This is a genomic window from Bifidobacterium pseudolongum subsp. globosum (genome assembly GCF_004155535.1).
GTDB lineage: Bacteria > Actinomycetota > Actinomycetes > Actinomycetales > Bifidobacteriaceae > Bifidobacterium > Bifidobacterium pseudolongum_C.
In genome coordinates this window covers 188,039-214,115 of the sequence record NZ_RYUH01000009.1, presented here as the reverse complement: position 1 = coordinate 214,115, position 26,077 = coordinate 188,039, and the positions used below count along the sequence as shown (strand labels likewise).

General features: G+C 66.7%; 24 protein-coding genes. 13 read left to right on the top strand and 11 right to left on the bottom strand.

The window, feature by feature from the left end:
- Positions 1–145: 145 nt before the first annotated feature.
- Positions 146–352, bottom strand: coding sequence for a cold-shock protein (locus PG2093B_RS03600; RefSeq protein ID WP_101398568.1), 207 nt, complete (start codon positions 350–352; stop codon positions 146–148).
- A gap of 259 nt (positions 353–611) precedes the next feature.
- Entirely contained in the window at positions 612–1,289 is a 678-nt protein-coding gene (locus PG2093B_RS03595) for a LytR C-terminal domain-containing protein (protein ID WP_129897344.1), read from the bottom strand.
- 139 nt (positions 1,290–1,428) lie between these two features.
- Here PG2093B_RS03595 and PG2093B_RS03590 point away from each other — a divergent pair, with 139 nt between their 5' ends.
- The 12 genes from PG2093B_RS03590 to PG2093B_RS03535 all read left to right on the top strand — a co-directional run bounded on the left by PG2093B_RS03590 (position 1,429) and on the right by PG2093B_RS03535 (position 14,014).
- Entirely contained in the window at positions 1,429–2,130 is a 702-nt protein-coding gene (locus PG2093B_RS03590; protein WP_129897343.1) for a uracil-DNA glycosylase, read from the top strand.
- An 83-nt stretch (positions 2,131–2,213) separates the two neighbouring features.
- Positions 2,214–3,278, top strand: coding sequence for an AAA family ATPase (locus tag PG2093B_RS03585; protein ID WP_129897342.1), 1,065 nt, complete (start codon positions 2,214–2,216; stop codon positions 3,276–3,278).
- Positions 3,275–4,246: a DUF58 domain-containing protein gene (locus tag PG2093B_RS03580; protein WP_129897341.1), complete on the top strand. Its 972-nt coding sequence runs from the start codon at positions 3,275–3,277 to the stop codon at positions 4,244–4,246. The genes PG2093B_RS03585 and PG2093B_RS03580 overlap by 4 nt, the downstream gene beginning before the upstream one ends.
- Positions 4,243–4,767: a hypothetical protein gene (locus PG2093B_RS03575; RefSeq protein WP_129897340.1), complete on the top strand. Its 525-nt coding sequence runs from the start codon at positions 4,243–4,245 to the stop codon at positions 4,765–4,767. Before PG2093B_RS03580 ends, PG2093B_RS03575 begins: the two co-directional genes overlap by 4 nt.
- Position 4,768: 1 nt before the next feature.
- Complete coding sequence (locus tag PG2093B_RS03570; protein WP_129897339.1) at positions 4,769–5,821, top strand: VWA domain-containing protein; 1,053 nt, start codon at positions 4,769–4,771, stop codon at positions 5,819–5,821.
- Complete coding sequence (locus PG2093B_RS03565) at positions 5,818–6,843, top strand: vWA domain-containing protein (RefSeq protein WP_129897338.1); 1,026 nt, start codon at positions 5,818–5,820, stop codon at positions 6,841–6,843. Before PG2093B_RS03570 ends, PG2093B_RS03565 begins: the two co-directional genes overlap by 4 nt.
- The gene (locus tag PG2093B_RS03560) at positions 6,840–7,394 is read left to right on the top strand and encodes a DUF6466 family protein (protein ID WP_129897337.1); all 555 of its coding nucleotides are present in this window, start codon (positions 6,840–6,842) and stop codon (positions 7,392–7,394) included. The genes PG2093B_RS03565 and PG2093B_RS03560 overlap by 4 nt, the downstream gene beginning before the upstream one ends.
- A gap of 171 nt (positions 7,395–7,565) precedes the next feature.
- Positions 7,566–7,931: a hypothetical protein gene (locus tag PG2093B_RS03555; RefSeq protein WP_129897335.1), complete on the top strand. Its 366-nt coding sequence runs from the start codon at positions 7,566–7,568 to the stop codon at positions 7,929–7,931.
- Positions 7,928–9,421, top strand: a complete 1,494-nt coding sequence (locus PG2093B_RS03550) for an alpha/beta hydrolase (RefSeq protein ID WP_129897333.1) — start codon at positions 7,928–7,930, stop codon at positions 9,419–9,421. Before PG2093B_RS03555 ends, PG2093B_RS03550 begins: the two co-directional genes overlap by 4 nt.
- A gap of 72 nt (positions 9,422–9,493) precedes the next feature.
- Positions 9,494–10,933, top strand: coding sequence for an adenylosuccinate lyase (gene purB, locus PG2093B_RS03545; protein ID WP_129897331.1), 1,440 nt, complete (start codon positions 9,494–9,496; stop codon positions 10,931–10,933).
- 163 nt (positions 10,934–11,096) lie between these two features.
- On the top strand, positions 11,097–13,574 hold the full coding sequence (locus PG2093B_RS03540; RefSeq protein ID WP_129897329.1) for a lysylphosphatidylglycerol synthase transmembrane domain-containing protein: 2,478 nt from the start codon (positions 11,097–11,099) through the stop codon (positions 13,572–13,574).
- 158 nt (positions 13,575–13,732) lie between these two features.
- Positions 13,733–14,014: an HU family DNA-binding protein gene (locus tag PG2093B_RS03535; RefSeq protein WP_022857750.1), complete on the top strand. Its 282-nt coding sequence runs from the start codon at positions 13,733–13,735 to the stop codon at positions 14,012–14,014.
- Between the two features lie 90 nt (positions 14,015–14,104).
- On the opposite strand, the gene PG2093B_RS03530 is transcribed toward PG2093B_RS03535, so the two are convergent.
- From PG2093B_RS03530 to PG2093B_RS03505, 6 genes are all read right to left on the bottom strand, one after another.
- Entirely contained in the window at positions 14,105–15,559 is a 1,455-nt protein-coding gene (locus PG2093B_RS03530; RefSeq protein WP_129897326.1) for a proteasome accessory factor PafA2 family protein, read from the bottom strand.
- Entirely contained in the window at positions 15,559–15,744 is a 186-nt protein-coding gene (locus PG2093B_RS03525) for a ubiquitin-like protein Pup (RefSeq protein WP_129897324.1), read from the bottom strand. Before PG2093B_RS03525 ends, PG2093B_RS03530 begins: the two co-directional genes overlap by 1 nt.
- 36 nt (positions 15,745–15,780) lie before the next feature.
- The gene (locus tag PG2093B_RS03520) at positions 15,781–16,653 is read right to left on the bottom strand and encodes an inositol monophosphatase family protein (protein ID WP_129897322.1); all 873 of its coding nucleotides are present in this window, start codon (positions 16,651–16,653) and stop codon (positions 15,781–15,783) included.
- 145 nt (positions 16,654–16,798) lie between these two features.
- Positions 16,799–18,379, bottom strand: a complete 1,581-nt coding sequence (gene dop / locus PG2093B_RS03515; protein WP_165369694.1) for a depupylase/deamidase Dop — start codon at positions 18,377–18,379, stop codon at positions 16,799–16,801.
- On the bottom strand, positions 18,376–19,947 hold the full coding sequence (arc, locus tag PG2093B_RS03510) for a proteasome ATPase (protein ID WP_129897320.1): 1,572 nt from the start codon (positions 19,945–19,947) through the stop codon (positions 18,376–18,378). The genes dop and arc overlap by 4 nt, the downstream gene beginning before the upstream one ends.
- A gap of 103 nt (positions 19,948–20,050) precedes the next feature.
- On the bottom strand, positions 20,051–20,758 hold the full coding sequence (locus tag PG2093B_RS03505; RefSeq protein ID WP_242502808.1) for a DedA family protein: 708 nt from the start codon (positions 20,756–20,758) through the stop codon (positions 20,051–20,053).
- A 37-nt stretch (positions 20,759–20,795) separates the two neighbouring features.
- Between PG2093B_RS03505 and serB the strand changes: the two genes are divergently transcribed.
- On the top strand, positions 20,796–21,479 hold the full coding sequence (serB, locus tag PG2093B_RS03500) for a phosphoserine phosphatase SerB (protein ID WP_242502807.1): 684 nt from the start codon (positions 20,796–20,798) through the stop codon (positions 21,477–21,479).
- Positions 21,480–21,499: 20 nt separating this feature from the next.
- Here the strand turns inward: serB and fmt are convergent, their stop codons facing one another.
- The 3 genes from fmt to PG2093B_RS03485 all read right to left on the bottom strand — a co-directional run bounded on the left by fmt (position 21,500) and on the right by PG2093B_RS03485 (position 26,070).
- Positions 21,500–22,468 (bottom strand): methionyl-tRNA formyltransferase, encoded by a 969-nt coding sequence (fmt, locus tag PG2093B_RS03495; protein WP_129897316.1) that lies wholly within the window; start codon positions 22,466–22,468, stop codon positions 21,500–21,502.
- Between the two features lie 91 nt (positions 22,469–22,559).
- Positions 22,560–24,767, bottom strand: coding sequence for a primosomal protein N' (locus PG2093B_RS03490; RefSeq protein WP_129897314.1), 2,208 nt, complete (start codon positions 24,765–24,767; stop codon positions 22,560–22,562).
- Between the two features lie 19 nt (positions 24,768–24,786).
- Positions 24,787–26,070: a class I SAM-dependent methyltransferase gene (locus tag PG2093B_RS03485; RefSeq protein ID WP_129897312.1), complete on the bottom strand. Its 1,284-nt coding sequence runs from the start codon at positions 26,068–26,070 to the stop codon at positions 24,787–24,789.
- Between the last annotated feature and the right edge of the window lie 7 nt (positions 26,071–26,077).

The window sequence follows — 26,077 nt, the reverse complement described above, 5'->3', positions numbered from 1 at the left end:
CTACGGGAGAGTAGCACTCTCGATGCTCGAGTGCCAACTCGACATGCAGGAATTTGCGCTCTCGGCAAGAGACGCAAATGCCCGGACGGCCGCAAACCGGCCTCCGGGCATTGCTTTCGGGGCGCGTCTGCGCACACCCCCACCGTCAGTTCAGCACAACAACGTCTTTTGCCTGATACCCCTTGGGCGTCTTGACGACGCTGTACTCCACACGGTCACCTTCCTTCAACGTCCTGAACCCTTCAGCCTGGATCGTTGAATAATGGACGAAGACATCCTCACCACCCTGTGCAGGGTTGATGAAGCCATACCCCCTGCCGGCGCTGAAGAACTTGACTGTTCCTTGTGCCATCTGCCTGTTTTCCTTCTATGTATTGCAATCATGTCGTCCCCCGGATCACCATGATCTTACAAACTTCCCCAATCACAGGCGTCCATAATGGGCGGCCGCATGTTATTCTAACGCGCGCACGCCCGCAAAACGCTCGAAATCTGTCATTTGAGATGGTTCTGTGCACTCAACGGCCCAGCCCATGGGCATTTTTGCCTGAAATATACAAAAACCGCCCGGTGAAGAACCGGGCGGTGCCATAGGGGAAGCGGTGGTACGTTCACTGCATCAGTACAACCTGGATCGGCGTGCCGATCGAGGTGGATTGTTCCACGGTGGCGATACCCAAGGCGTTGGCCACCTGCTGCGCGGTCGCCAGATCGGCCTCGTTCTGGTAATACACCACGGTCTGCGCGGGCAGCACGGTCGTCGCGTCAGGGTTGGCCGCGCTCACATTGGTGAATCCCTGGTTCTGCAGCACGCCCGCGCGGTCGTTCGCATAGCCGGACACGCCCGTGCCGTTGATCACCGTGATCTGCGCGTTCGTGTTGACCTGCTGCGACTCCTCTGGCGTGCTCTGCGCGGATTCGCTTTCGGAAGGCGTCTGGCTCGGCGTCCCCTCGGCCGACGTCGACTCGCCCGCCGTGGCGCTTTGCGACGACTGCGAGGCGGTGCCCGACGCGCTCTCGTCCGCCGACGAGGACGATGAGCCCTGCGAGGTCTGCGCCGTCGTCTGCGTCTGTTCGGAGCGGCGGTTGAACATGTTCGCCGCCTCACCCGAGAAGATGCTCCAGAACAGCACGCCCGCGGCCACGGCGGCCACGAGCACGATGATGAACGGGGTGACGCGCACGATCATCGGCCGATTGCCGCGGTGCACGCCAACGGGGCCCTCGGGGGGATTGTCAAAGGCGTCCCTCTCATAGGACTGGTACTGTTCGGTGTCCTTACGAGCCATGGATAATCCTTCCGCTATACATGCAACCAGTACGCGCCCGCACAACCATTCCTAGCCGAACAGACGATGGGCTCCCACCACTATACCAACGGGCACGAAACGGCGGGCGATCTGCGGGCCGCCCGCTACAGTGGAACCCATGAGCACTGCACATACCAAACCCCTCAGCGAGCTGATCGACCCGGGCTGGGCGCATGCACTGGCAGGCGTCGAGCCCCAGATCCACGCGATGGGCGATTTCATCCGCCAACAGCAGGCGCAGGGCAAGCGCATCCTGCCGGCGAGCGGCAACATCCTGCGCGCCTTCACCATCCCATTCGACTCCGTCAAGGTGCTGATCGTGGGGCAGGACCCTTACCCCACGCCCGGAGACCCGGTCGGATTGAGCTTCTCGGTGGCGCCGGGCGTCAAGCCGTTGCCCAAGAGCCTCATCAACATATACAAGGAGCTGCAAAGCGACCTGCATGTGCCGCCGCCGACGAGCGGCGACCTGACCCCATGGACGAGGCAAGGGGTGATGCTGCTCAACAGGTGCCTGACCGTGGAGGCCGGACGGCCCAACAGCCATGAGAACAAAGGATGGGAGCAGATCACCGACGCGGCGATCCGCGCGTTGAACGACCGCAAGGATGCACAAGGCCGCCCGCTGCCGCTCGTGGCCATTCTCTGGGGGCGTAAAGCCCAATCGCTCGCCCCACTGCTGACGAACGCCACGATCATCGCCTCACCTCATCCCAGCCCGCTTTCCGCCTCGCGCGGGTTCTTCGGGTCCCGCCCGTTCTCGCGTGCCAACGAAGCCCTCGAGCGCATGGGCGCCACCCCGATCGACTGGAGCCTGTAAACCCCGTGGCGGCCCCACGCTCAACCATTGCCGCTACAATGACGACACGACACAACATCCGACCTACCGATGGAGCGCATTCCATGGCCCTATTCCATCAACCACCAGCCCCGCAGCCCATGGCCCCGCCGCCCACGGCAACCACTCCCGCCACCGCGTTGGGCGCCGACGACACGGCCCGCGCCCAGCAGCTCGTGGGCCGGATCCGCAACCGCTTCTCCCAGACGCTCGTGGGCCAGGAGAACCTGCGCGAGTCCCTCATCACCACGATGGTGGCCGGTGGCCACATCCTCATCGAATCCGTGCCGGGCCTCGCCAAGACGACCGCGGCACAGACCCTGGCCACCGCCGTCTCCGGGTCGTTCAAGCGTGTGCAGTGCACACCGGACCTCATGCCGTCCGACCTGGTGGGCACACAGGTCTTCGACTTCTCCACGCAGCGCTTCACCACGCAGATCGGCCCGATCCACGCCAACTTCGTGCTGCTCGACGAGATCAACCGTTCCAACGCCAAGACCCAATCGGCGATGCTCGAGGCCATGGCCGAAGGCGCCACCACAATCGGCGGCCAGCGCATCCCGCTGCCGAAGCCGTTCATGGTGATCGCCACCCAGAACCCCATCGAGGAAGAGGGCACGTTCAACCTGCCCGAAGCGCAGATGGACCGTTTCATGATGAAAGCCGTCATGACCTACCCCACGGCCGAGCAGGAAGTCGCCATGCTCGCGCTGCTCACCCGCCGCGGATCGGACACGATCGACCCCACGGCGCTGACCCACGACGTCATCAGCATCCAAGACGTGGACTTCCTGTGCCGTGCCGCACGTCAGGTGCATGTGTCCGACGCGATCATGAAGTACGCGGTGGACCTGTCCGAAACCTCGCGCGGCGCCGGCAGCAAGCCCGTGCAGGGCCTGTCGTCGCTCGTGCGCCTCGGCGCCTCTCCGCGCGCGTCGATCGCGCTTGTGCGCATCGGGCAGGCCGCCGCGCTCATGGCCGGCCGCAACTACGTGGTGCCCGAAGACATCAAACAATATGTGCACGAAGTGCTGCGCCACCGCATCCTGCTCACGTTCGAGGCGCTCGCCGACGGCGTCACGTGCGACCAGGTGATCGACTCGATCGTCAAGGCGGTCCCCGTCCCATGATCGACCGCGCGCACACGGCAGACCCCGTCCGGCGCAAGATCGAGGCGCTCGGCACCTCCATGTCGCTGCCCACCGTGGCCAAGGCGTTGGGTGTGCTGGAAGGCGAGCACCGGTCGAACCGGCGCGGCGGCAACGACGACCTGCTCGACATCCGGCCGTATGAGCCCGGTGACGAGGCGCGCGCGATCGACTGGAAGATCAGCGCACGCTCCGGCCGCGCCATGGTCGTGCAGCGCGAGCGTCTCGCCTCGGGCCGCGTGTATCTGCTCATGGACGCCGGCCGCGAGATGACGGCAAGCTGCCCTTCGGGCGAGACGGCCTATGCGGTCGCGGCCAACGCGCTGTGCATGTTCGCCGCGCTCAGCCTGCGCCGCAGCGACGACGTCTCGCTTGTGCTCGGCGACGCCGCGAGCATCACCCGCGTGCCGTTCCATGGCGGCCTCGCGCAGTTCGAGCGCACGCTCGACGGCGCGCTCGACCGCGCATGGGACCACGCGCGCAATCTCGACGCGCTGCTCGATTACGCCGTGCATCTGCGCGACCGTGACGCACTCGTGGTCATCGCGAGCTGCGAGCAGGCGCTCACCCGCGACCATCTGCCGCTCATCCGTCGCATCGCGCGCACGCATCCGCTCGTCGTGATCGATGTGGGTACGGTCAATCCGTTCGCCGCGCAACCGCTCGACGGAGTGCCGCGCGCGCACGTCGTGGACGGCACGAGCGGCAGGCGCGTGCCGGCGCTGTTGCGCAACGCGGCGCTCGCCCAGGAGACCGAACGCCACCGCGCGTTCGAGGTCACGAGCCTCACGCAGGAGCTCGCCCGATGCGGCGCGCGGCTCATGCACGCGTCGTCGAGCGCGCGCATGTTCGCGGGTTTCGTGCGTCTGGTCTCACTCAGTCGTTTCGGCGCGCCAGGCGCCCCCACCGCGTTGCGCACGCCGGCGCGCCAAGGAAAGGAGCGCGCGTGAACGCGATTGCGCTTGATGTCTCCGACCTGCACCCGTCCGCCACGCTCGGCGATATGCCCATGCTGTGGACAGTGCTCGCCGTGGCCGCGGCCGCGGCGGCCGCGTGTGCCGTGGCGATGGCGTTGTATGGCCGGCGCCGCGCCCGCCGTGCGCCCGCCGCTTCGGCAGGCGCGCACGCGCAGGCCGGATCCACGCAACAGTGGCTCGCGCGCGTGGACGATGTGGTGCGTCAATACGACGCCGGTGCGGCCACAGCCGATGAGGCGTACGCGCGTCTTGCCGCGTTGACACGCGAGTTCGCCGCCGCGCACAGCGGTCGCGTGCTTTCGACGAGCACACTGCGCGAACTCGAACGGCGCCCTACGGGTGGCACGGCGGCGAACTGGGACGCCTTGCGTCTGACGATCGCGGCGCTGTACCCGCCTGAGTTCGCCGACGCCGCGACGAACGCCGAGGCGCGCGACGCCAGCGTGCACACCGCGGCCGGCTGGGTTGGGGATTTCATGGAAAGGTGGCGCTGACATGCTGCATTGGCGATGGCCATGGGCCATTCTGATCGCGGTGGCGGCCTGCGCGCTCATCGGGCTCGTGGTGCGCGCGCTCGACGCACACCGACACGGCGCACTGCCCCAGGCCACCGTCTTCGACATCGACGATGACCTCAGGACCGACGAAGGCGCGCGCATGCTGCGGCTGTGGCGGCGGTGGAACCGTGCGGCCGCGGTGCTCGCCGTGCTTGCGCTGATCACGATGGCGGCGCTTGTGGGCCGCCCGGCGCGCGTGGCGGCCGAAGACGAGCACAGCGCGAACCGCGACATCGTGCTGTGCCTCGACGTCTCAGGGTCCACCCTGCCCTACGACCAGCAGGTGATCGCCACCTACCGCACGCTGATCTCGCATTTCAAGGGCGAGCGCATCGGCCTGAGCATCTTCAACTCGACGTCGCGCACCGTGTTCCCGCTGACCGACGATTACGCGATGGCCGCACGGCAGCTTGAGCACGCCGATGACCTGTTGCGTGGCGTGGAGACGCAGGACGACATCGACAAGATGAGCGCCCAGCAGTACCAGCAGGTCTCCGACTGGCTCGCCGGCACGCAGAACCGCAAGAACGCCACGTCGCTCATCGGCGATGGCCTTGTCAGCTGCGCCGCCATGCTGCCGGGGTTCACCTACGGCGGCACGCAGGCCGACCAGGCGCGCGACGCGTCGATTGTGCTGGCCACCGACAACGTGGTTTCGGGCACGCAGACCTATACGCTCGCGCAGGCGCTCGACCTGACGAGCAAGGCCGGCATCACCGTGGACGGCCTGTTTTCAGGCCCCTCGCAGAGCGACCATGATGAGGCCACCGAACAGATGCGCACCCTCATCGAACAGCATCACGGCACGTTCCTGCTGCAGTCCGACGGCGACTCCGTGGCGGATCTGGTGCGCGCGATCGACCGGCGGCAGATCCGCGCGGTCGATGAGGCGAGCCAAGCCGATTGGACGGACGCACCGGGCTGGTGGACGCTCGCCATCGCCGTGCTGCTCGCCGGCTGGCTGATTGTTGCTTGGAGGTTGAAGCGATGAGCGGATTCACCTTGGCGCCCGCCTTGGGATGGGTCGCCGGTTCGGCGCTGGCCGCGGTGATGCTCGTGTGTGCGGTGCTCGTCGTCGTGTTCCATGTGCGACGGCGCGCGCAAGGCACCGACGAGACCGTGGCCGCATGCGTGCGCCGCTGCGTCATGTGTGTGCTTGTCGCGGTGCTCGCGCTCACGCCGAGCATCGCGACGACGACCACGAGCCGCGCGGTGAGCACGACCGACGTCGTGATCGCGGCCGACGTGACCGGTTCGATGGGCGTGGCCGATGCCACGTATGGAGACCGCACGCAGATCAGCCGTCTGGACGCGGCGAAGGCGGCGATCGACGACATTACGGCCGCCTATGCGCATTCGAGCTTCGCCGCGGTCTCGTTCGGTGCCTCGGGCACGCAGGACGTGCCGTTGACGCCGGACGCGCGCGCGATCGGCAACTGGGCGGATTCGCTGCGTGTGGAGCCCACCGACACGTCTGCCGGCTCGTCGCCGGACGCCGCGATCGACACACTGCTGCTGACACTCAAATCGGTGCGCGACGCCCACCCCGACGACGCGATTGTGCTGTACCTGATCACCGACGGCGAGCAGACCACACCGAAGGCACGCCGCACGTTCTCGTCATTGCGCCGCTACATCAACGACGCATGCGTGATCGGCGTGGGGTCCACGGCCGGCGGACGGGTGCCGCAGGTGCATGCGGACGGCACAAGTGAGGCCGGCGCCTGGGTCACCGACCCGTCGACCGGCCAGCCGGGCGTGTCGATCATGGACGAGGCGCAGATCACGTCGCTCGCCGACGAACTCAGCGGCACCGCATTGCTCACCGCATCCGGTGGCACCGTGGTCCAGCAGCAGATCACCGGCGAAGCGAACTCGTGGCGGCAAAGCACCACGGAAAAGCAGCGCACACGCATCTCGCCCATCACGTGGCCGTTCGCCATCGCGCTGCTTGCCGTGGCGGCATGGGAGTTCGCGGCGTGGCACATGCAATCGAGGAGGCTGCTGCAATGACATCGCAACCACAACCACGGCGCACGCGCGTTGTGCGCATCGTGCTCGGCGTGTGCGCGGTGGCGTTGCTGGCCTGCGCCGCGCTCGCCGGATGGAACCTGCGGGCGGCCGGCCTGTACGACCAAGCGACCGCGACGCTGACGGCCACGCTGCGCGACGCCGCAGCCCCGGACAGCGACATCAAACAGCTGCTCGCCCAACAACAGCAGACCGACGCGCAGCTGGCCGAAGCGCAGCAGGCCTCCATGCTGCTGCTGCCGTCGGTCCGCACCGCGATCGCACACAACAGCCAGGTGAGCGGCGCATTGACCGAACGCCTGCAGCAGCAGGTGGACGCCACAACCCAAAGCACGCCACAGGCCACGACCGGCGATTCGACCACGAACAGCCAAGGCGGCGAGCCTGCGCTGACCGACGAGCAACGCGAACAGATCGAGCAGATGCTGCGCAACAACGAGCAGACGCAGGAATCCCAAGACCAGGCCGTGCAACACGACGGCGAGCGCCACAGCGACACCGACACGAGCGGTGGCGACGCCAAACCGTGGTGAGCCCGCCGCACACGGCATGTGGACCGGCGACTGCCGGATGGGCGCCTGTGTGGATGCACGCATGCGTGCATCCACACAGGCGCCCATCCACATGGCGGGGATGCTCCGGCCGTCCGACCACATCGGCCCGTCCGGCTGGCGCCACGGCGACGGCACGCGTTCAATGGACGCATGATTCACACAACGGTTCCCTGGCGGGCGTACGGCGCCCATCCCCACGCCACGCGCCCCCTATGCACATTCACATCATTCCCCCTCGGTGGCGGCCTGCAGCCGCAGGCCCCCTTCGCCCACCAACCCTGCATCTGCACCGGCATCGTGGCCGAATGCGCGCAAACCATGCACACAGCGGCCACCGCCACGACCGGCGCATTGGACGACCTTGCCCGCGTGAGCGTATCGAGCCGGCAGCTCACATGGAGCGGCAAGGCCGCCGACATGTTCCATGCGCGCATGCGGCAATTCGACACCGCGATCGCGGGCCATCTGGATTGCTGCGCCACGACGGGCGCCATGCTGAAAGCGGGGTTGCCATGACCCGTCAGGTTCGCTCCTCGATATACGGCGGTGCCGTCACCGTGGCCGATCAGGCGGAATACCAGCGCCTGCACGACGCCCTCAACGCGCAAAGCGCGGCGATGGCGTCGTCGGCAAGCCGCTGGACGCAGGCCGCCTGCACACTTGCGGCACAACGAGAACGCCTCGTCTGGTGCCCCGCCGCCGCGCAGACCGCCGAACCGTCCGCGCCCGTGCATACCGATCAGCGTGCGCGCATCGACGCGGCGCGCGACGCGAGCGATGTGATGGCGCGGCGGTGCCGTGCCCTCGCCGACGACTGCACGCAGCTCGCCGATCTGGTGGCGCGCGCCCACAGCCTCTACGCCGAAGCGGAAATGCGTAACACACGCATCGTCAACCGGGCTGTGAGCGCGTTCGCGGTGCACCACCCCGTGGCCGCCGGCATCGCGGTCGGCACGCTTGCGGTGGCCGGAGGCGTCTATGGCTGGGCCACCGAGGGATCGTTCAATTGGGCGTATGCGTCCAAAGCCACCGCGTGGGCGCAGGAGGGGGTCGTCTCCGGCATCGGCGCCGCATGTAGCGGGCCGGGCGGACGCCTGGCGCCCCTCACCGACCTTCCGGGGCAGTCGATCAACGACACGGCGGCCGTGGTCTCACCGTTCCTGAGCCATGTGGGCGGCGTGGTGCAGGGCACGTCGTTGCGCATGCGGCAAGTGGACAGCGCCGACATGGCCGTGGGTGGGGCAAACGGCATCCAGGATGCGCTGCACGACCTGCGCAGACTCGGACAGGCCAACGACGCCGGCGACGACGGGCTCGCCTACGGCACGATCGCCATCTCGCAATACCGCAGGCAAGACGGTTCGCAGGCGTGGCTCGTGACGATCCCTGGCACCGACGGCCAGAAGGATTCGCCGTTCGGTTGGATCCAGAACGCCGAACTGATGAGTGCCAGCGCCGCCCAGCGGCGCGACGCCGACAGCGCGCGCCTTGTGGTGCAGGCCATGCGGCAGGCGGGGGTACAGCCCGAGGATTCCGTGGCGCTGATCGGACACTCGCAAGGCGGCATCGTGGCCGCCGCGCTCGCCTCGGATTACGCCGACTCCTACCGCATCGAACACGTGGTCACGGCCGGTTCCCCGATCGCCAACCATCCGATCGGCTCCGGGACTTGGGTGACCAGCGTGGAGATGGACGACGAACTGGTGGCGGCGCTCGACGGCGCCACCAATCCGGCGAACGACCACTGGGTCACGATCCGTGGCACCGTGACCGACGGCAGTGGCGACGGTCTGTGCACCGGCAGGATCATCGAAGACAGCGACGGACCGTACCGGCTGACCCATGACCTGAAATACCACGAGGCCGCTTTGGGGCATGCGATGGACCTAGGGTCGCCGGCCGTCCAACAGCACAACGAGCACTTCCGTAAAACGATAGCGGGCGACTACGTGGGTACCACCTATTGGCAGGGCCGCATGGTGCATCGCACACCGGGCGAGGATTGAGACTGGCGCGCCGTTTCCGACTGTGAGACGGCGCGCGCGTGGCGTTTACGGTGTTTAGTAGGGTGAGGAGCTATGAACCTAACCGATATCTCCCCCGCCATCGCCCTCACCCCACTCGATGGCCGATACCGCAGCCAGACCGCCCCGCTCGTCGAATACCTGAGCGAGCCCGCGCTCAACCGCGAGCGCATGCGCGTCGAAGTCGAATGGATGATCATGCTCGCCAACGGCTACGCCGGCAATGACTGGCAGCCGATCGTGCCGGGCGTCAAGCCGCTCACCGAGCAGGAGCAGGCGTTCCTGCGCGCCATCCCCGAGGAGTTCGGCGCCGAAGGCATCGCGCGCCACGCGGCGCATGAAGCGGTGACACACCACGACGTGAAGGCCGTGGAATACTACATCGACGACCAGCTCGACGCCGCCGACGTGCTCGGCGCCCCCACGCAGCTGACCGGCCTCAAGACCCTCGTGCACTTCGCCTGCACGAGCGAGGACATCAACAACCTGTCGACCGCGCGCTGCGTCAAGAACGCCATCGAGCACGTGTGGCTGCCCGGCATCGACGCGATCGTGGACCTGCTCGCCGCGCGCGCCGACGAATACCGCGACACGCCGCTGCTGTCACTGACGCACGGCCAGCCGGCCACCCCCACCACGCTCGGCAAGGAGCTCGCCGTGTACGTGTACCGCCTGCGCCGCCAGATCGCGCACGTGCGCGCCCAGCAGTACCTGGGCAAGATCAACGGCGCCACCGGCACGTTCGGCGCGCATCTGGCCGCCGTCGACGGCGTGGATTGGGTCGAGGTCTCGCGCTTCTTCGTCGAGGACCGCATGGGCCTCACGTGGAATCCGCTGACGACGCAGATCGAATCGCATGACTGGCAGGCCGAGCTCTACGGCACGATCAGCCATGCGAACCGCATCATGCACAACCTGTGCGTGGACACGTGGATGTACATCTCGCGCGGCGTGTTCGCGCAGGTGCCGGTCAAAGGCGCCACCGGCTCGTCGACGATGCCGCACAAGGTCAACCCGATCCGCTTCGAGAACGCCGAGGCGAACCTCGAGATCTCCTGCTCGCTGCTCGACACGCTCGCGGCCACGCTCGTCGAATCCCGCTGGCAGCGCGACCTGACCGATTCCACGACGCAGCGCAACATCGGTTCCGCGCTCGGCTATTCGGTGCTCGCCCTGAACAACCTGCTCGGCGGCCTCAAGTCGATCCACCCGAACACGCAGGTCATGGAGCGCGAGCTCGATGAGAACTGGGAGGTGCTTGGCGAGCCCATCCAGACCGCGATGCGCGCGAGCGAGCTCGCCGGCCGCCCGGGCATGGAGCGCCCGTACGAGAAGGTCAAGGAGCTCATGCGCGGCCACCAGATCGCGCAAGAGGACGTGGAGCGGTTCATCGACTCCCTCGACTTCGACAGCGAGACCGCGGCACGGCTCAAGGCGCTGACCCCCGCCACCTATGTGGGTGTCGCGGCACAGCTCGTGGACTTCGACCGCTGACGCACACCGGTCTGGACGCGGGCCGGCCCCTACTGCCCCTCACCGACGTGTGGGGCGGGCGGGGCCGGCCCGCGTTCTTTGTTGGCGGTTCGTCACTTAGAATGAAGAGGCACGGCCGGCGACCACCGCCAGCCACCGAGTGGACGTATACCAAAGGAACCAGATGAGTAGACCCGTGGCGAATCCGGATGCCACACAGCCCGCAGCCCAAGGCGGGGCGCCCGGCACGGCATCCGATGTCCTGATCGCAGACAACGCCCCGAAACGCACGCATGTGACCGCCGACCTGCTCCATGCCGCGTTCGCGTTGCTCGCCGGTGCGCTCGTGCTCGTGTTCGCCCTGTACCTGCGGGGCATCACAACCGGCGTGGAATCGGATGCGCACACGGCCGCGAAGGCCGTGGAATGGCTGCTTGACCTTCCGGCGTCGTTGCTGCAGCAACTCGTCGTGCTCATCGTGGTCGGCATGGTGCTCATTCAGCTCATTGTGAACCGTGAATGGCTGCAATCAGCCTGTTCCGTGGGTTCCCTCCTCCTTGGCTTCGCGGCGGTGTGGGGCGCCTCGGCGTTGATCAGCCAATACGGCAGCCCCATGCTCATCAGTTCCGTGCAATCCGCCGGCACCGAATCTGGTCCGTGGCTCCTGCCGGATTTCTATGCGGCCATAGCCGCGTTCCTCACGACGGCCGGACCACGCCGCACACGCTCCTCGATCAAATGGGGCTGGAACATCCTGATCATCGGCGCCGTGCTCCTGATCATCAGCTCGTGGAACTCCGTGACCGGCGTCATCGTCTCGATCTGCATCGGCCGTGTGGTCGGCCTGTGCGCGCGCTTCGCAATCGGCACGCAAAGCACCGGCATCTGGGGCATGCAGGTCGTGCACGCACTGCAGTCGATCGGCCTGCACCCGCGCGAACTGCGCCGCCGCCACCTCGACGAGGCCGCCGACCATGTGCTGTATGCCACGCTCGAAGACGACATGGTGGAGAATTCCCGCATCTACGAACTGCGTGACGAAGACGGCACCCCATACGTGGTCTCGGTGCTCGACAACCAACGGCATTTCGCCGGCTACCTCAACCAGATCTGGCAGCTCATCCGTCTGAGCGGCGTGGCGGTGCGCCACGACCGTTCCGCAATCAGCGCGAACCACCACCATTACGCGATGATGCTGGGCGTGCACGACCTGGGGCTCACCACCCTGCGCCCCTACGGTGTCGCCGACTCCGGCGAATCCTCGGTGCTCGTGCTGCATGAGTCCCCGCAGGCCACGCCGTGCGACGTGCAGGCGATGACCGACGCCGACATGCGCCATCTGATGCGCTACATCAACACCGCGCACCGCCGCGGCTTCACCCACCGCAACATCACGCAGAACGCCCTGGCACGCCTCGACGACGGGACACTGTTCCTGTGCGGCTGGCAGAACGGCGATTACGCGAGCGGCTCCACGAACGTGGCGCTTGACAAAGTGGAGTTGCTCTCGCTGTTCGCCACGGTGTTCGGCGTCGAACGCACGGTGGCCGCGGCGCGCGAGGCGTGGGGCGACGCCACGCTCATCAACCTCATCCCGTTCGTGCAGAAGGCCGCGGTGCCGGCCGCCACGCGCGCACTGCCCGGTTGGGACAAGACGCTGCTCGAACAGCTGCGCAAGACGATGAGCGCGCTCGCCCCGGAAGAGGTCTCGGAATCGCTTGAGCAGGTCACGCTCTCGCGTTTCAACGCGCGCTCGTTCTTCGCGATCACCCTGCTCGTGATCGCCGTCGGCGTGGTGCTCACGCAGATGAAGCCGAACGAGATGATCAAGGCGGCCCGTGACGCGAACATCTGGATGATGCTGCTGGTCATGGGCTTCAGCTTCCTGGCCTGGGTGGGGTCCGCAGTCTCGCTCGGCGGCTTCATGAATGCGGACCGACGCAATCCGCTCGGCCTGCTGTGCTCACAGATGGCCGCCGGATTCACGGCCGTGTCGATGCCCGCCGGCATCGGCCCCGCGTTCGTGAACCTCCAGTTCCTGCGCAAAAGCGGCTACCGGAGCACCGTGGCGACGGCGATCATGAGCGCCGTGTGGGCGGTGCAGGCGGCGGTGACCATCGTGCTGCTGCTCGTGATCGGCATCGTCAACGGGCGCAGTACGCTTTCGGGCATGATCCCCACGAACATGCTCATCTTCGTGGTGGCCGGCGTGGCGTTGATCGTCTCGGTGGCCATGGCGATCCCGCCGGTGCGCAAGAAGGTGACCGACAAATACCTGCCGATCGCCAAGGCATATGCCCGCAGCCTGCTCGAGACGCTCACACAGCCCAAGGAAGTGGCCATCTGCGCCGCCGGCGGCCTGCTGCTCAACTTGGCCACGGGCTTCGGATTCTGGGCGGCGCTGCTTGCGTTCGGCTACCACACCAACCCGATCGAGACGACCTTCATCTTCCTGCTGGCCAACACACTCGGTTCGGCGGTGCCGACCCCCGGTGGCCTGGGCGCGGTGGAGGCGGCGCTTTCGGTGGCGTTCACCGCCGTCGGCGTGCCGTCCACGATCGCGATCTCGGCCACGCTCGTCTACCGCATCGCGTTCTACTGGCTGCGCATACCCGTTGGCGCGCTTGCCATGAAGTGGCTCGACCGGCATAATCTGATCTGATTTGCCCCGATCGGCCCACAAAAAGAGGCCAAACGCGAAAAAAGTTCTCAAAACCCCATCAAATCGCGGGTTTCACCACATTTATGCGCTAAGATTCATAACTGAACCTGTGGCCGCCCGAGCAATAGGGCGGCCCCTGAACCAAGAAGGATGCTCACATGGCATACAACAAGTCTGATCTCGTCACCAAGATCGCTCAGAAGTCCCACCTGACCAAGGCTCAGGCTGAGGCCGCCGTCAACGCATTCCAGGATGTGTTCGTCGAGGCCATGAAGTCCGGCGAAGGCCTGAAGCTGACCGGTCTGTTCTCCGCTGAGCGCGTCAAGCGCGCCGCCCGCACCGGCCGCAACCCGCGCACCGGCGAGACCATCGAGATCCCGGCCACCTACGGCGTGCGTATCTCCGCTGGCTCCCTGCTCAAGAAGGCCGTCACCGAGTGACGATGTTCGCCTAGGCGAACCCACGCATCTTGCGTGCAGACCCTGACCACCGACGGTCAGGGTCTTTTTTTGTGCCTTGATGGCGCCGCGTTACGCAAGCGACGCCATCAGATCGTGGTATTCCGGCGTGCCTTCGCTGTCGAAGGGGTCGAGCAGCTGCACAGTGCGTTTCTCCGGCTCCAGCACCTGCACCTGGGTCCAATCGCACACATGCCGCACACCGGCCTGCTGCGCGCGCTGCACGAAGCGTCCGCGCAGCACCGCGCGCGTGCGCTCGGGTGGCGTGTGCACGGCGTGCGCCACCTGTTGCGGGTCCGCATACACGCGCATGAGCCCATGGCGCACCATCGCTTCGTACAGCGTGCCGTTGGCCACGTCATGGTAGTCCAGGTCGAGCTGCGCAACGCGCATCGGGTCGACCGGTCCGCGCTCCTCCAGCCGTGCAAAGAACCGGCGTTTGCATGCCCAATCCACGACCTGCGCGAGCGCGTCAATGTCGCGCGCCTCCAGCCGGTCGAGCACCCACCGCCATGCGTCGAGCACGCTGCGCGGCGTCCACACCGGGTCACCTTGCAGCGACGCGTCGAGCTCGTGCGCATGGCTGTGTGTGAACCGTTCGATGACCCGCCATGCGAGGCGTTGCATCTCGAGCGCGCTCATGCGCGTGCCGTCCGCCAGATCGATCATGGCGTCCGGCCCGAGTTCGTTGACCTCGAGATTCGCCTGCACGGGGTCGGTCATCTCGAGGCGTTCCAGACCGCTGGGCACGCCGGTGCGAGCGGCGTGCTCCATGGCACTGAGCACCAAGTGCGTCGTCGCGCATTTGACCATGGTGGCCCACTGCGACCGGTTCGAGTCGCCGATGATCACATGCAGGCGCCGGAATGATTCGGGGTCGGCGTGGGGTTCGTCGCGTGTGTTGATCATCGGCCGCGAACGCGTCGTCGCCGAAGACACGGTCTCGTCCACGAACCGCGCGCGCTGCGTGTACGTCCAGTGGTCGCCGTCGAACCTGCCGGCGCCGGTGTAGATCTGCCGTGTGATGAGGAACGGCAGCAACTGGGTCTGGATCGCGCGCAGGTCGACGTATCGGCGCACCAGATAGTTCTCATGGCAGCCGTAGGAGTGGCCGGCGCTGTCGGCGTTGTTCTTGAACAGGTGAATCGTGGCGCGCTCCCCCGCCTGCGCACGCAGACGGGCCTGCGTCTCGAGCGCCATCGTGCGCATGATCGATTCGCCGGCGGCGTCGGCGAGCATCGCGTCGAACGGCGTGCGCGCCTCGGCGGTGGCGTACTCGGGGTGCGAGCCGACGTCGAGATACAGACGCGACCCGTTGTCGAGGTACGTGTTGGTGGAGCGTTCGCGCTGCACGACCGGCTGGAACATCGTCATGGCCACCTGGCTGATGTCCAACGGCCGGTCGGCGCCGCCCACACTCAACCCGTATTCGGTTTCGAGCCCGAAAATACGGTCGCAGCCACCGGCCGTGGCCGATGGCTGCGTTGAGGTGGAGTGGCGGCTGCGGCTGTCATGCAGCTGGGGCATCACTCGCCGCCTTTCTGCACGAACCCGTTCACATACGCTTCGGCGTTGCTTTCCAGCACCGATTCGATGTCGTCGAGCACAGCGTCCAGACTGTCCACATTGGCTTCGGAGGCCACACGCCGGGTGGCCTCATCGTGCTCGTGGTGCTGGGCGGATTCCTGTGCGTTAGCATGTTCCTGAGGCATTGCTGTTCACTTTCGTGAGGGGTTGGGCGCCGGCGCTCATGCGTCCGGCGCGCTTGGTTCCTGATTCAATTCACGCATCAGATATGGACGCAGGTCGTCGATGATCAGGCCGTTCGAGGCCACCACATTGTTTTCGCTGCGCCAATGCACCAGATCGCCCGACCATGTGCTCAGCAACCCTTGGGCTTCCCACAGCACCACGGCGCCAGCAGACACCGCGGGGACGTCCCATTGATGCAGGAACGGCTCGAAGTAGGCGTCGTAGGTACCGTCCGCTACCTTGCACAGGTCGAGCGAGACGGGGCCGATGCGTTTGATGTCGGCGGGTTTGCCGGCGATGTCCGACACCACGTCGAGCGCGTATTTGGATTCGTTGGATTTGAACGACATGCCGAAGCTGACAACCGAGCCTTCGAGGTGCGGCGTGGTTGAGGGCATGATCTTCTCGCGCTTGTCGCCCAACGGCGTGCGCCGGATGCGTATGGCGCCCTCGCCGCGCGCCGCGATGTAGGTGAGGTTCAGGGCCGGCGCATGCACAACGCCGAGGATAGGCTGCGCCACATCATGCTCGTTGAATTCGAACAGCGAGATCGTGATCGCCCATTCCGCCATGTTGCGCGTGTAGTTGATCACGCCGTCGATGCCGCCGACGCACCAGTAACGGTCGCCGGACGCGCCATGTTCCGGCCGGTCGCTCCACTTTCCCTGGAAGGCGTCGATGTAGGTGAGGCGGTTGTAGATGAACTGCGCCAATTGGGTGTCGAGGGTCAGCCCGCGCGAATAGTCGCGCGTCAACGAATACAACGACGACAGGTCCTTCGGCGTCACTTGGTTGGTGAGCGCATGTTCGCCGGCGTCCTGCGCAATGGCAGCGGCTTGCATGGCAAGATCGCGTAATCCCTGCGTCATCGCAGCCTCCCGTTTTCTGATTTGGTATGCACACACGCGCAGCGATGCAGCGCGGTCACTGGGGACATCGCCGCATCGGGCACCACTATACCGGTTTGCACACGGAACCGAGATCTGGCTCCCATTATTGAGACAACGTTTGCAATCATGCCGCATCCTGTTGACACAGCGCGGCGATGAGCTGCCACGCGTTGGGCGCCTGCGCCACGGCATCGGCGCATTGCGTTCGGGTATAGGCGTGCGGATCGCTCATATCGAGCGTCCACTGCCGTCCTTCGTGGTCGTCGGTTGTGGTGATGCGCGTCCACGACACGGCACGGATCTGCTCCGGGTAGCGGTCCACCACCATGCCGCGCAGCCACGCGCGCGTGTCCGCCGGCGGCTCATTGCACGCCTCACGCACATCGTCGTCGGTGCATGTGCGCTCGGTGCGCCCGCGCAGCCGGTCGAAGATCGAGGTCTGCGGGTCCAAGCTCGCCCATCGCAGGTCGACTGAGGCGAGCCGCGCGTCATGCAGGCTCTCGTCGAACGATTCGTTGGGGTGCAGCCGCAGGCGCAGACGTTCGATGATCTGCCATTTGCTCAGCCATTCGATGCGCGCAGCCTCAGCCTCGAGCTGCAAACGTTCGCTTTCGTCGGCGTGCCGAATCCGCGCCACATCGAGCAGCGCCTGCTTCCACATGGCCATCACCGACCGCGTGGAGCGGTCGGGCCACATCGGCTCGCCACGTGTGTCGGTGCCGTACACGGCCGCGGCCGTCTCATAGGCGAGCGCCTGCAGCGCCACCTGCACCTGCCACGCGGTCATCGCGCCGCCGCCGGCCATCGGCAGCGGCTGCGCCAAGGTCAGGTCGTGCGAGACGCGGTGCATCGCATCCACCGGGTCCGCGAACGTCAGTGCCTCCAGTTCGCCAGCCAAATCAATGCCCGCCTGCTCGGCGTGCTCGCACACCCACAGCAGCATGCTCGTCGTGCCGAGTTTGAGCACGCGCGGCACATCCATGCGGTTCGCGTCACCGACGATCACATGCAAACGCCGGAAGAGGCCCGCGTCGGCGTGCGGTTCGTCGCGCGTGTTGATGATGGGCCTGTCGAATGTGGTCTGCAACGCCACCTTCATATGCACATAATCGGCGCGTTGGCTCAACTGGTAGCCGGCCGTCTCACTGCGCTCGCCGATGCCCACGCGCCCCGAACCGGTGTAGATCTGCCGCGTCACCAGATGCGCGGTCATCAGCGCGGCCACCTGCCCGAATGGCACCGACCGGCTCAGCATGTAGTTTTCGTGCGTGCCCCAGCTCGCGCCTTTGCCGTCCACGTTGTTGCGGTGCAGCTGCAGGCCGCCCGCTTGCCGCGCGGCACGCTCCAGCAGCACATCGCCCGCCGTGTCGTAAATGACCGCTGTGAACGGGTCGTCCGTTTCGGGCGCCGAATATTCGGGGTGCGCGTGGTCGACGTAGATGCGGCCGCCGTTCGGCGCGATCACATTCGTCACATGCGGCTGCGGTTCGTCCGTGAGCATGTCGGCGCGCGCGCTCGCACGGTCTAGGCGCATGCCGCGCATGTCATTGACCGGGTCCTCCTGCCGGTAGTCCCAGCGGATGTGCCGTGTGCGCGGGCTGGACGCCCCGGCCACCACGTCGAACGACCACTGCACCGGGTTGCCGCCTGGCGCGCCGCTGACCGCGTACTCGGTCTCCGTGCCCATGATGCGCCGTACACTCATGCCTGCTCCATTCCGTAGATGTCTTCCGCTTCATCCACCGCCTGCGCCGGCAGCACGCGCAGGTCGGTGATGCGCCGCGCGTCGAAGCCGTTGGTGCGCACCCACTGCTCGAGATTGACCTCGGCGAGCGTGGCACGCGCCGAATCGCATTCCTCGTCGACCGCCGCGTGCACGAGCGCCAGGCCGACCGGCACATCGTGCCCTTGGCGCACCGACTCCTTGACCGCCTTCGTCTTGACGCGGTCGACGATGTTCTTGAGCATCGCGCCCGACATCACATCGGCGAGCAGCAGCGTGCTCCAGTCGCCGTGTTCGTCGCGCACACGGGCGACTGCACGGCACGGCGAGACGACATCGTCGACGAGTGCATCAACGAGCTGCGCGGCGCTTGTGGAGGGCGCGAGCGGCAGCGCATCGGTGATGTACCGGGCCACGATCCGGCGCGCCTGTTCGGGGCCAGGACGGTCGACCTTGATCTTCACGTCGAGCCGGCCCGGGCGCAGCACCGCCGGGTCGATCATGTCGATGCGGTTCGAGGCGCCGATCACAATCACATTGTCGAGCCGCTCCACGCCGTCGAGTTCCGCGAGGAACTGCGGCACAATCGTCGTCTCCACGTCCGAGGATACGCCGGAGCCGCGTGTGCGCAGCAGGGCGTCCATCTCGTCGATGAACACGATCACCGGGCGGCCGTCGTGCGCACGTTCGCGCGCACGGTCGAAGATGAGGCGGATCAGCCGTTCGGATTCGCCCACGTATTTGTTGAGCAGTTCCGGGCCTTTGACCGAAAGGAACACGCCGCTGCCGCCCGCGCCCTGCGCCAGCGAGTGCGCCACGGCCTTCGCGATCAGCGTCTTGCCGTTGCCGGGAGGCCCGTACAGCAGCACGCCTTTCGGCGGCTTCAGCGCGAAGCGCGCGAACAGGTCGCGGTGCGTGAACGGCAGCTCCACCGCGTCTTTGATCGTGGCGATCTGCTCGTCGAGACCGCCGATGTCGTGGAAGGTGACGTCAGGGGTCTCTTCGAGCACGAGGGTGTCGGTGTGTTCACGCGGCAGCACCTGCACCGCGAAGCGCGCCGACGCGTCGAGCATCACGCGGTCGGCGCCGCCGATGCGCGCATGGTGCAGGTCCTGCGCACGTTCGACGACCATGCGGGCGCCCGAAGCGTCGGAGACGATGAGGCGGCCGTCGTCGAGCAGTTCGTCGACCTGGCGCACCGCGCCGCAGCGGTCGGCCGCCGCCGTGCCGACGACGACCATGTTCTCGTTGACGAGCAGTGTCATGCCTGGCGCGAGCCGTGCGGCGTTGGCGGTGGGCGCGACCGGCAGCACCACGCGGCGGTTGCCGTGCAACACCTCGGCACACGCGTGCTGCACCCCATGCGAATCGGTCGAACAACGGTCCAGCCGCAGCATCGCGGCGAACGTGAGCGGCGGCTGGGCGAACTGTTCGAGCTGCGCCTTGGCTTTAGCGAGCTCTTCGCCGGCGCGTGTCAACGCCTGCGCCAACGCGTGGTTCTTCGCCTGCAGGCGGTCGTTCAATTGCGCCAGGTTCTCCTGTTCGTCCATTGCACCCCGATTTCCATGGAAAAAGCCGGATGGTTCCCGCCTCCAGTGTACTGGGGACGGCCCCATCCGGCCATGACTTCAACGCTGTACGCGTAGGTTCATACTACGCATGGTCGCCTTTACTTCGCCGCTCGCGTATCAGATTGCGAATCCAACGCACGCCGAAGAACGCGAGCACCGCCACGAAGACCACGATGATCACGTCTTCGAAGACGTTGAGCACACCAAGGATCGAGCACCATTGGTCGCCGAGCATGTAGCCGGCGGTCACGAGGATCGTGTTCCAGACCGCCGAGCCCACAAAGGTCCACAGCGAGAACTGCATGAAGTTCATGCGGTTGAATCCGGCGGGGATCGAGATGAGCGAACGGACCACAGGGATCACACGCCCCAGCAGCACCGACCACGTGCCGTATTTGGTGAACCAGCGGTTCGCCTTGTCCACATCGGCGCGCTGCACGCCGGGGATGCGGTCGGCCGCCGCATGGATGCGGTGCAGGCCGAACCAGCGCGCGATGCCGTAGAGCGTCCATGCGCCGAGCAGCGAGCCCATCGTGGCCCAGATGATCGCGGCGATGAGCCCCATGCTGCCGCGCGCCGCCGTGAACCCGGCCAGCGGCAGGATGATCTCGCTGGGGATCGGCGGGAAGATCGATTCGAGGGCGATGGCGAGCGCCACCCCCACGCCGCCGACGCTTTCCATCAGTGAGACGAGCCATGCGGTCATCGAGCCGATCAGGCCGTCCGAACCGGTCGCGCACACGAGTTGTTGGTCGACAGGTGTCTGTGCAAGGATAACGGAAAAGTGCATGGTTCGATTGTCCCAACGTTTTTCGACAATCGAACGCATGAGCGTACAACCTTTGCAAGTCCTTGACAATATGCCCACACTTTGCACACCCGGACTGCTCGTGATGGATGTGGATTCCACGCTCATCGACGAGGAGGTCATCGACGAGCTCGGCGCCGCGGCCGGCGTCGGCGAGCGCATCGCCGACGTGACTGCGCGCGCGATGAACGGCGAACTCGATTTCGCCGAGGCGCTCCATGCGCGTGTGGCCCTCCTGGAAGGACTCCCCGCCTCGAGGCTCGACGACGTGTATGCGCGCCTGCATTTCACCAATGGCGCGCTGCCGCTCATCGAACGCCTGCATGCGCATGGTTGGAAGGTGGGCGTCGTCTCGGGCGGCTTCCACGAGATCGTGGACCGGCTCGCCCGCGAAGCAGGCCTGGATTATTGGATCGCCAACCGACTCGGCCTGAATGACGCGACCGGCACGCTCGACGGCACCGTCACCGGGCCGATCGTCACGAAAGACGTCAAACTGCGGGCGCTGCACGATTGGGCGCAGCGCAACGCGATCGACATGCGCCAGACCGTCGCGGTGGGCGACGGCGCCAATGACCTGCCGATGATCGGCGCCGCCGGACTCGGTATCGCGTTCTGCGCCAAGCCGAAGGTGCGGGCGGCCGCACCGCACACAATCGACACCCGCGACCTGACGCGCGTGCTCGATTTCCTCGCGCACTGACCGAACGCGGAAGGCCGATCTCAGTCGCAGAACGCGCCCTCGGTCAGGTGCGCGCCACGCGCCCATTCGGCGGCACCCATCTCCTTCTTGCCCTGCGCCTTGACCACAAGCAGCTCGAGCGCATCGGTGGCGGTGCCGACCCACACATGGCGCTTGGTCACCTTGAGTTCGCCGGGCTTGAGCCCGTGCGGCGCCGACTCGTCGTCGGCGCCTGCCACAACAGCCTTCGACACGTGCAGTTGAATCGGTTCCAGCGCGTCGGCCGCCTCGTGCAGCTGGCACCATGTGCCGGGGTTCGGCGTGCATGCGCGGATCTGTCGGTCGAGCGCGAAGGCCGGCACGTTGAAGTGCATGCGCGCGTCGTCGTGCGTGATCTTCGCCGCCACCTCGTAGGCGCCCTGCGGCTGTTCGACAGGGTGGATCTGCCCTTCGGCCATGCCCTGCAGCGAGGCCGCCAGCAGGTTCGCGCCATCTTGCGCCAGACGCTCGAGCAGTTCGCCGGCGTTCTCGTGCGCACCGATCTCCACGGTGGACTGCGCGAGCACCGGGCCTTCGTCCATGCCCTTGGTGATGCGGAACACCGAAGCGCCCGTCAACGATTCACCGGCCCAGATCGCACGCTGCACCGGCGCCGCGCCACGCCATTGCGGCAGCAGCGAGAAATGCAGGTTGTACCATCCCAATGGCAATGCGTCGAGCACCGGCTCCTTGAGCAGACGCCCGTATGCCACGACCGCGCCGGCTTCGGCACCGGTGGCCTTGAGCGCCGCGAGGAACGTCTCCTCGCTCGGGTCGCATTCCATGACCGGCAGCCCCAGTTCCAACGCGGCCTGCTTGACCGGGCTCGGCATGAGCTTGCGTCCGCGCCCGGTGGGGGCATCGGGGCGGGTCAGCACCGCCACCACGTCGAAATGCTCCGTGTCATGCGCCAGCTTGCGCAACGAAGGCACTGCCACCTCAGGCGTTCCCGCAAACAGCACTCGTACCATACCAGTTCCTCCTCGTTCGGTTTCCTGGCCGTTGCCACGGCCGACGGTCTACCATCGTAGTCCACCGCCCTGCCGTGCCAGCCCGTTCAGGTCACAGCAAATCTTTGGGGTCCAACCGGCAGCGCAATTCGCCGCCAGCACGTGACGCGACATGCCGGGCAAGCGCCACGCGCACCCGTCTCGCCAATTCGGCGCGCCGGGAGTGCGGTACGCGCACCACGGCCTTCACGCGGTCGCCCATCTCCTCGATCTCGCGCGCATCCACCGTGCGCGCCTGTGGAATCGGCACCGGCCCCAGCACACTGTCGATCTGCTGGCCCTGCCACTGCAGCGTCGACCAATCGCCGCAGCGCACGCCGATTTCACGCAACAGCCACGTCACGGCGTCATTGCGGCCCCACACGCACGCCGCGCTCAACGCCGGCGGCAACGCGGTCTCCTCACGTTCGCGCAACTCCCGGCCGGCCAGCACGCGCGGATCCCACGTCATCAGCGCCTGCGCGATAAGCGGATCGGTCTCGCCGAGCAACAGGCCGACCCCGCCATCCACGCGCGCATTGCAATACGACATCGTGTGCATCCACGTGCGCAATACATCGACGCGCGCATCCATGCGCTGCGAGTACAGGCTCGTCCACGCGTCCAGGATCGCCACGGCCCGGTAACGGCCGCCGGACGCGCCGCCCGGGCGCACGCGCGGCTCCGCGCCGGGCGTCGCGATCACGATGACCGGCGCGTCCGCGACCTGCTCGATCACGCCTTCGGCCTGATGCGGGCTCGACAGCACCATCGGCATCTCGCGGAACAATCCACGCAATTCGCGCGCGGTGCCGGCGGCGCCCACGCGGATCACGCGCAACCGCTCGCCACCGCACCGCGCACAGTGCCAATGCACCGCCGCGGCCCCGCACCACCGGCACCGTGGCGTCTGGTTCACGCCCACACGCTCGAGCGGGCCCGTGCAGCGCACGCACCGCGCAAGCGCCAGACACTGCGCGCAACTCAACGACTCGCTCACCCCATCGCCCGGGATCGACAGCAGAACCGGTCCCTGCTCAAGCGCCTTCGACAACACGCGCACCGCGGTGTGCGGCACGCGCGCGCCGACGCTCGCATCCGCAAGACGCATCAATTCGTCGCGGTTGAGCCAACGGACCGGCGGCGCACTCGCCGCAAGCGCATCACGGTAACCGTGGACCGCGGCGCTCGGGCCGCACACGCCCAACCCCACCGACTCCGCGCGCTCGCACTCCCATTGGCTGAGCACACTGCGCGCCTGCGCGTAGGCCACGAACACGCCGTCATGCAGCCCCGCGCGCAGACGGCACACGCCGCGCGCGTTCGCATATGGCGCCAACCCGTCGGCGTACTGGTACGCGGCGTCGTCGAGCACCGCGAACAGCGCGGGACCGTCGACCGGCGCATACATCGCCGCGCGCAGGCCGACCACGCACCGCACCTGACCGGCCAGCACGGCCCGGTACGCGCGGTAGCGTTCCGCCGGGCTGAGCGATGCGCTCAACACGGCCACGTCGCCGCTCGAGCCGCCGGATTCGTCGGGCGCCCACGCGCGCAATCCCACGGCGTTCAACGTGTGCATGAGCGCCCACACCTCACGCATCGTCGGCACGACGAGCACCGCGGATTTGCCCGAGGCGAGCGCGCGCAGCGCCATCCATGCGAAGTCCTCGCGCCACCGGCCCTCCCCCGGCAGCCCGTCGATGACGAACGAAGCGAATCCGTCCGCGGCGAGCGCCTCGTCGACGAGACGCGCCTGCTCGTATCCGCGCGCGAACGCCTTGTAAGCGTGAGCGGCGGACTGCGCACAGCGTTCGCGCAGCTCGGCGCCGTCCGCCGGTGTGAATGATTCGCGGTCCACGGCGGCGACGCGCGTGGGCACCGCCACGCGCACGATGTTCGCGCGTGTGCCGCCGTAGGCGTCCGCGATCGCCGTGATGTCGCCGCGCATGGATGCGGACACGATGGGGTGCGGCGAGAGCACGCGTTCGATGAACCGCAGCGCGGATGCATCGGTCTCGCTCGTCTCACTGCGCGACCAGATGACGCCCGACACGCGTTGGCCGCCGAAGCGCACGCGCACCAGGCAGCCGGGTTGCGCGGCCTCGGACTGCTTCTCGTCGATCAGGTAGTCGAAGGGCTGGCCCAGATGCGCCGCCTGGATGTCGAGCACCACATGGGCGACGGGCAGATGCGACGCGGCCGTGCGTTCCGTCTGGCGGCGCCGGCGGCGCCGGGGTTCGAGCCCTTCGAACGCGGGTTGTTGTGCATCGGTCGTCATGCTGTATGAGCGTACACGCTCAGTGGCGCGGCCACCACGGGCGCAGCGGGTACACGTCGGTCCCGTTCCTGTCCGGCCTCACGCACAGGAACTGGTGGATCTGGATGTTGTTGTGCTCGAAGTTGTATGCGCAGCCGGCCATGTACAGACCCCACAGGCGCGCCTTCGGCTCGCCGACCATCGCGGTGGCCTGGCTCCAGTGGGCGGAAAGGTTCTCGTTCCACCGGTGCAGTGTGAGCGCGTAATGCTGCCGCAGGTTCTCTTGGTTGATGACCTCGAAGCCGGTGTCCTGGATCGTCATCTCGATTTCGGCCGGGCTCGACAGCTCGCCGTCGGGGAAGATGTAGCGGTCGATGAACTCGCCCGCCTTCTTGCCCTGATGCGAGTCGCACCTCGTGATCTGGTGGTTGAGCAGCATGGCGCCGGGCTTGAGCTTGTTGTAGATCTCCTGGAAATAGGCCGGGTAATGCTTGTAGCCCACATGCTCCATCATGCCGAGCGAGCAGATGCCGTCGAAATCGCCTTCCGGCACATCACGGTAATCCATGAGACGCACTTCGGCGAGGTCTTCCAGGCCCTCTTGGCGGATCCAACGCTGGGCCCACTCCACCTGCTCTTCGGACAGCGTGACGCCGAGCGTATGGATGCCGCGCTTCGCCGCCTCGATGGCCATCGACCCCCAACCGCACCCGATGTCAAGCAGACGGTCGCCCGGTTTGAGCGCGAGCTTGTCCAGCACCAGGTCGAGCTTCGCTTTCTGCGCGGCTTCGAGCGAGGTGTCGGGCGAATCGAACACGGCGCATGTGTAGGTCATGGAAGGCCCAAGGAACAGCGCGTAGAAATCGTTCGATTGGTCGTAGTGGTAGCTGACCGTGGCCGCGTCGCCTTTGCGCGTATGCGGCAGCAGGCCTTCGCTCATGCGGCGCATGCGCCCCGGGCCTTCGATCGCCGGCGGTTCGGGCCTGCGGATGCCATGTGAGGCGACCGATGCGAGCGCCTTCGCCAATTGCGCCGGGTTCGGCGTGCGCAGATACGGCTTGACGTCCACGAGCTTGCCGAACAACGCGTATGGATCGCCCGGGTCGAGTTGAGGCGAATCGATGTCCCCCTGCAGGTAGGCGCGGGCCAGACCGAGTTCGCCCGGCGCGTTGACGAGATAATAGATCGCCCGCGAATTCCTGATGACCAAGGTCACCGGCGCGTCTTCGCTGCCATAGGTGGAGCCGTCAAAGGCCTTGACATATATCGGGGCTCCCGGCTTCACAAACAGCTCCACCATCTGCCCCACACTCATAGCCGCCATATCTGCC